The following is a 6000-nucleotide window of genomic DNA, read 5'->3' as shown; positions in this document are numbered from 1 at the left end:
TCCGTGCGCCTTGCGACGGAGTGCCGACCACTTCATCCTGCTCGCCGATTTATTCAGCGCTTCCTAAGCGCGGCAGAGTGGGACCGTTCGTGCCGAATGGTTATGCGATCATTCAAAGTTGATGTTTAAAACATCACTATAGCTATGATATAACTCAGATTGAGTTGTCTGGAGAACTCGACAATATGATCACGGGACCTCAGATGCGCGCCGCCCGCGCGCTGTTGGGCATCGATCAGAAGACATTGGCGCAACTGGCCGGCGTCTCGGTGCCGACCATCCAGCGTATGGAAGCCAGCTCCGGTAACGTGCGTGGCGTGATCGAAAGCCTGACCAAGGTCGTCGAGGCCCTGGATCGTGCCGGCGTCGAGTTGATCGGTGAACACGTGCCGAGCCAGACAACGGGACGCGGCGTGCGCCTGAAGGCACCCGCGCCGCCGCCCGCGGCCGACTGAGCCGTACGGCGAGGGCCGCCGCCAGGCGGTCCGCCACCTTGTGACGAGGTCGTCGCACAGCATGAATTCATCCTCTTCCCGTCCTTCCGGGGCGATTTCGCCGGGGTTCGCGGCGTTGTTCACGCCCAAGCTGATCACGGTCTTGCGCGAGGGCTACGGTCTCTCCAAGCTGCGCGCCGATGCCATTGCTGGTCTCACCGTTGCCATCGTCGCCCTGCCGTTGTCGATGGCGATCGCGGTGGCGTCCGGCGGCTCGCCGGCGCAAGGGCTCTATACCGCAGTCGTCGGTGGCTTCCTGGTCTCGTTGCTGGGGGGCAGCCGGTTCCAGATCGGCGGTCCGGCGGGCGCCTTCATCGTGCTGGTGGCCGCCACCGTGCAGGCCCATGGCATGGAAGGGCTGTTTCTGGCCACGATCCTGTCGGGATTGATGCTGGCGGTGATCGGCTGGCTGCGCATCGGGACTTACATCAAGTTCATTCCCTATCCGGTAACCGTCGGTTTTACCGCCGGTATTGCGGTGATCATCTTCGCCAGCCAGATCAAGTCGCTGCTGGGCCTGCAACTGGGCGAAACGGAACCCGGGCCGCTTTGGGACAAGCTGCCGGTGATCTGGCGCTATCTACCGACCCTGAGCCCGGCCACCCTGGCGCTGTCGCTGGCCACCATCGCGATCATCGCCGGGGCCAAGCGCTGGGGGCCGCGGCTGCCCGGCATGCTGGTCGCGGTGGCGGCGACCGCGGCGCTGGCCGCGCTGTTCGATTTGCCGGTGGCGACCATCGGCTCGGCTTTCGGTGGCATTCCCGAGTCATTCCCGCTGCCCGCACTGCCGGCGGTCTCATTGGCCAGGATCGCGGAGGTGCTGCCCAGTGCGGTGGCATTCACCCTGCTCGGGGCGATCGAATCGCTGCTCTCGGCGGTGGTCGCGGATGGCATGACCGGGCGGCGCCATCGCGCCAACTGCGAACTGGTGGCGCAGGGGGCGGCCAATGTCGCCTCCGGGTTGTTCGGCGGCCTGTGCGTGACCGGTACCATCGCGCGCACCGCCACCAACGTGCGCTCCGGTGCCGTCAGTCCGGTCTCGGGCATGCTGCATGCGGCGTTCTTGCTGCTGTTCATCCTGGTGGCGGCGCCGCTGGCGAGCTACATCCCGCTGGCCAGCCTGGCCGGGGTACTGGCGGTCGTGGCCTGGAACATGGTCGAGAAGCGCGCCTTCTACAGTCTGTTGCGGGCGTCGCGCGGTGATGCCGCGGTGCTACTGTCGACCTTCTTGTTGACGATCTTTCGCGACCTTACCGAGGGTATCGTGGTCGGTTTTCTGCTCGGTGCGCTGCTATTCATCCATCGCATGTCGCAGACCGCCACGCTCACCGCCCACACGCCTTGGGTCGTGGAGGACCGATCCGACGACATGTCGATTCATGATGACGATGGGGGCCCGGAAGCGTCCGATCCCGACCTGGTGGTCTACCGGCTTTCGGGAGCCTATTTTTTCGGTGCGGCAGCTTCGATCGAGGCGATTCTGGCGCGTATCGTCGACAGCCACCGTGGGCTGATTCTCGACTTTTCCGAAGTGCCGTTTGTCGACTCCAGCGCCGCCCAGGTCCTCGAAGGGGCGCTGCAGGCCTCGCGCCGTGCCGGAGTCGTCGTGGCATTGACCGGCACCTCCCATGAGATGCGCAAGGTGCTGTTCGCGCATGGCATTCGGCCGCCGCTGGTGAGCTATGAGCGTTCCATTGCGGTGGCCAGTGCCAAGTTGCGGCGCCATCTGGCGAGGCGGTGATGGATCGGATCGGTCCGGGCGGCGGCTCGCGATCCCGGCGATACCCTGCGCGGTGCGTTGGTCGGGCCTTCAGCGTTACCGGTGCCGGTAGGTCCCGGCCCACTGGATGGCATCCGCGAAAGGCAGCGCGGGGCTGTAATAGAATCCTTGCCCCTGATCGCAGCCGAGGGCCTTCAGGCGTGCCTCGATCGATGCGTTTTCGACCCCCTCCGCAATCACCAGGCGGTTGAAGCTTTTCGACAGCTCGATGATTGCCGCGACGATGATTTCGTCTTCGGCACTGTCGAGCATGCCGATGACGAAGGAGCGGTCGATCTTGACCTTTTGGGTGGGGAAGGTGCGCAGATAGCTCAACGATGAGTGACCGGTGCCGAAGTCATCGAGCGACAGCTGCAGGCCGAGTCGCCGGCAGGTCTCGATGTTAGTGACGATGGCGAGCATGTCGTCCCGTGGCGAGGTGCTTTCCAGGATCTCGAGCGTGAGCCGACCGACCAGTTCCCGGTCGCGGTGTGCGAGAGTTCGGTGCAGATAGTCGATGAAGCCTGCATCAAGAAAGCTGGCGGGGCTGACGTTGACGCTGATCGAATAGGGCAGGCCGCGCCGCGCGATCTCTTCGAGCGCCGCCAGCGCTTTATCGATGACGTACTTGCTCAACTCGATGTCGAGCCAGGTCTGTTCGATATAGGGGAGGAAACGGCTCGGTGGCAGGATTTTGCCCGACGGCAGGCGCCAGCGGAGAAGTCCTTCGAAACCGGCGACCGTGCCATGGCGGTAGTCGATCTTCGGTTGATAGAAGAGTTCCAACTGTTGCCGTGAGAGTGCCAGGCGAACATCGCGGGCGACCGCCAGGCGTTCGCGCCGGGAGTGGTGATGCTCGAGGTCGAAGTCGCAGTAACCATTCTTGCCCGACTCCTTGGCGGTATACATGGCCTGACAGGCGTGGCGCAGCAGTACATCGGCATCCGCTTCGTCTCCCGGATAGCTGGTGACTCCCATGCTGGCCGTCAGTCTGTGGACGTGCTCCGGTGTCTCGATGGGCATGCGGATGCGATCGAGAATACGCTGGCAGACCGCGGGCTGTGGCAGGTCGCGCAGCACGATGACGAACTCGTCTCCCTCCAGCCGTGCCACCAGATCCTCCCGGCGGACGGCGTCGCGCAGGCGCTCGGCGATGACCTTCAGGACCGCGTCACCGGTGGCGCTGCCGTGATGCTCGTTGAGGCGCTTGAAATCGTCCAGGTTGATCAGGCAGACCGAGAGGTTGCCCCGGCTGCGCCCGGCAAGCGTCAGTTCCACTTCCAGCAGCATCTGCAGCAGACGCCGGTTCGGCAGGCCGGTCAGTGCATCGACATGGTCGCGGCACGGCTCCAGTGGCCGTTTGGCGGAAAAATAATGGCCGATCTCATCCTCGATCAATCTGGCCAGGACATGGAGCATGTCGAAATCCAGCGTTGCCGCCTCGATCGGGGAGGTGTGAACGAGACATAACGTGCCAATGCAGAAACCTTCGATGTCATGCACGGGCACGCCGGCGTAGAAGCGCAGGTGCGGAGGAGCGACGACGTGAGGGTGGTTGGCGAAATCGGAATGGCACGAGACGTCTTCGATGACGAAGAGCGCGTTGCGGCGGATGGTGTGATGATCGAGTGACAGTGACTTTGGCACGACGGTCGATACCGACCCTTCACCGGTCTTGAACCACTGCCGTTCGTCACCCACCAAGGTGAACCGGGCATCCGCCACCTTGTAGTGCTGCTTGGCGATCCAGCATGCCCGGTCGAGACGCTCGTTGGTCAGCGCATCGATCCGCCTTGCCCTGTGCACGGCATCCAAACGCCATGTTTCGTAGCGATCCAGAGTCACGGTCTGGTACCTCCCCGAAGCCTCCCTTCCCCGACACTTTGATGTGCCCCTGCGATAACCGTTCTATAGTGACCCTGCGTCCATCGCCGGTGTGATAGAGCGCACGGCGGTAGGGAAGGAAACCGACGACGACAGTGTCATTGAACTAACAGTTCAATACAAATTTTAACTTTAATTCAACTTGAATTGAACAAATAGTTCAAATTCGGTGTCATGGATGAAAAGCACCTGTTCGCGTCACGCCTCAAGGCGGCGCTCACCGCCGCAGGTTACGAACCTCGCCCCTCGGTGTTGGAACGCGAATTCAATCTGCGCTATTGGGGAGCGCCAATCACCTTCCAGGCGGTGCGGCGTTGGCTGCGTGGCGATTCGATCCCCTCGCAGGACAAGCTGCAGGTGCTAGCCGGATGGCTGGGCGTCGAACCCCAGGTACTGCGTTACGGCGAGCAGGCATCGCGTGGCTTGGGGAGCATGCAGACAACCTGGGTCATAGCCGTTGGCGGGGAGGAGGACGAGGTGCTGCGGATCTATCGTGGCCTGCCCGAGGAACAGCGCAAGATCCTGCGCCAGGTCATTTTGACATTCGCGAGGGCAAACGGCTTGCGGCGGAGCGATTCGGATAGATCGTGACGCGGCCAGCGCCCGCGCGGTGCCATGACTGAAGGGCGATACGTAGAGGCGGCCGATTGGCTTCGCCCCTGGGCAACCACGCCTCACCCGGGGGAGGCGTGGCGGGAATGTCATCGTTCCTGGGATTGCGCCAGTTGTTCGCGACGGTAGCCACCTTGGCGTTCCAGCATCCAGCCAGGATATTCCGGCGGCAGCGCGCTGACATCGTCGAGTCGGTCGAGCTCTTCGTCGGTGAGCCGAACCTCGCAGGCGGCGATGTTGTCGTCGAGCTGATCGAGGCGCTTGGCGCCGATGATCACGCTGGTCACGGCCGGTCGATGCAGCAGCCACGCCAGCGCGATCTGGGCCACCGACACGCCCTTGGCATCGGCGATCTCGCGCATCACGTCGATGCAGTCGAAGCCGCGTTCGCGATCGACCGGCGGGAAGTCGAAGCTGGCGCGCCGGTTGCCGGCCTCGGCCTGGCCCTCGCGGCTGTACTTGCCGCTGAGCAGGCCGCCGGCGAGCGGGCTCCACACCATCAGGCCGAGGTTTTCGCTCTTGAGCAACGGCACCAGTTCGCGTTCGAGATCGCGCCCGGCCAGGGTATAGTAGGCCTGCAGCGATTCGAAGCGGTGCCAGCCGTGGTGCTGGGCGATGCCGAGCGCCTTCATGATCTGCCAGGCGGCCCAGTTGGAAACCCCCACGTAGCGCACATGGCCATGCTCGACCAGGGTGTGCAGGGCGCGCACGGTCTCCTCGATCGGCGTAGCCGGGTCGAAACCGTGGATCTGGTAGAGATCGATATGGTCGAGCTGCAGACGCTTGAGGCTCGCCTTGACGCCCTCCATGATGTGGTAGCGCGAAGCGCCGCGATTGTTGACGCCGGCGGAGCGGTAGGGATCGTCGACGCCCGTGGGCCCGAACACCTTGGTGGCCACCACGACGTCGTCCCGAGGAATGTTGAGGTTCTTCAGCGCCTGGCCGGTAATGACTTCCGACTGACCTTGAGAATAGACGTCGGCGGTATCGATGAAGTTGATGCCGGCATCGAGGGCGCGGCCGACCAGCTTGTCGGCGTCCGCCTGCTGCAGGTCGCCGATCTGGCTCCACATCTCGCCCTGGCCACCGAAAGTCATGGTGCCGAGACACAGTTCGGAAACGAAAAGGCCGGTATTGCCGAGTTTTCTGTAACGCATGGGTCGATCTCCTCGAGTGATGATCGCAGGGATGCGAGGATATTCAGTATGGCCGACGTGGCGCTGCTGCTCTGGCTCGATTCAGTGGAATGTT

The 6000-nt window shown here is 63.4% G+C and carries 5 protein-coding genes; 3 read left to right on the top strand and 2 right to left on the bottom strand.

The features are described 5' to 3' along the window. Positions 1-185: 185 nt before the first annotated feature. Complete coding sequence (locus tag DOM57_RS11540) at positions 186-455, top strand: helix-turn-helix domain-containing protein (protein WP_110649340.1); 270 nt, start codon at positions 186-188, stop codon at positions 453-455. 61 nt (positions 456-516) lie between these two features. Continuing rightward, positions 517-2235, top strand: a complete 1719-nt coding sequence (locus DOM57_RS11535; RefSeq protein WP_110649339.1) for a SulP family inorganic anion transporter — start codon at positions 517-519, stop codon at positions 2233-2235. A gap of 75 nt (positions 2236-2310) precedes the next feature. On the opposite strand, the gene DOM57_RS11530 is transcribed toward DOM57_RS11535, so the two are convergent. After that, the gene (locus tag DOM57_RS11530) at positions 2311-4098 is read right to left on the bottom strand and encodes a sensor domain-containing phosphodiesterase (protein ID WP_110649338.1); all 1788 of its coding nucleotides are present in this window, start codon (positions 4096-4098) and stop codon (positions 2311-2313) included. Between the two features lie 213 nt (positions 4099-4311). On the opposite strand from DOM57_RS11530, the gene DOM57_RS11525 reads away from it, so the two are divergent. Next, positions 4312-4728 carry a transcriptional regulator gene (locus DOM57_RS11525; protein ID WP_110649337.1) on the top strand — a complete coding sequence of 139 codons (417 nt, stop codon included), beginning with the start codon at positions 4312-4314 and terminating at the stop codon, positions 4726-4728. Positions 4729-4838: 110 nt separating this feature from the next. Here the strand turns inward: DOM57_RS11525 and DOM57_RS11520 are convergent, their stop codons facing one another. Further along, positions 4839-5906, bottom strand: a complete 1068-nt coding sequence (locus DOM57_RS11520; protein WP_110649336.1) for an aldo/keto reductase — start codon at positions 5904-5906, stop codon at positions 4839-4841. Between the last annotated feature and the right edge of the window lie 94 nt (positions 5907-6000).

The sequence above is a fragment of the Salinicola peritrichatus genome (assembly GCF_003206715.1).
GTDB lineage: Bacteria > Pseudomonadota > Gammaproteobacteria > Pseudomonadales > Halomonadaceae > Salinicola > Salinicola peritrichatus.
The sequence above is the reverse complement of the archived record's forward strand: the minus strand, read 5'-3'. Positions and strand labels throughout refer to the sequence as shown.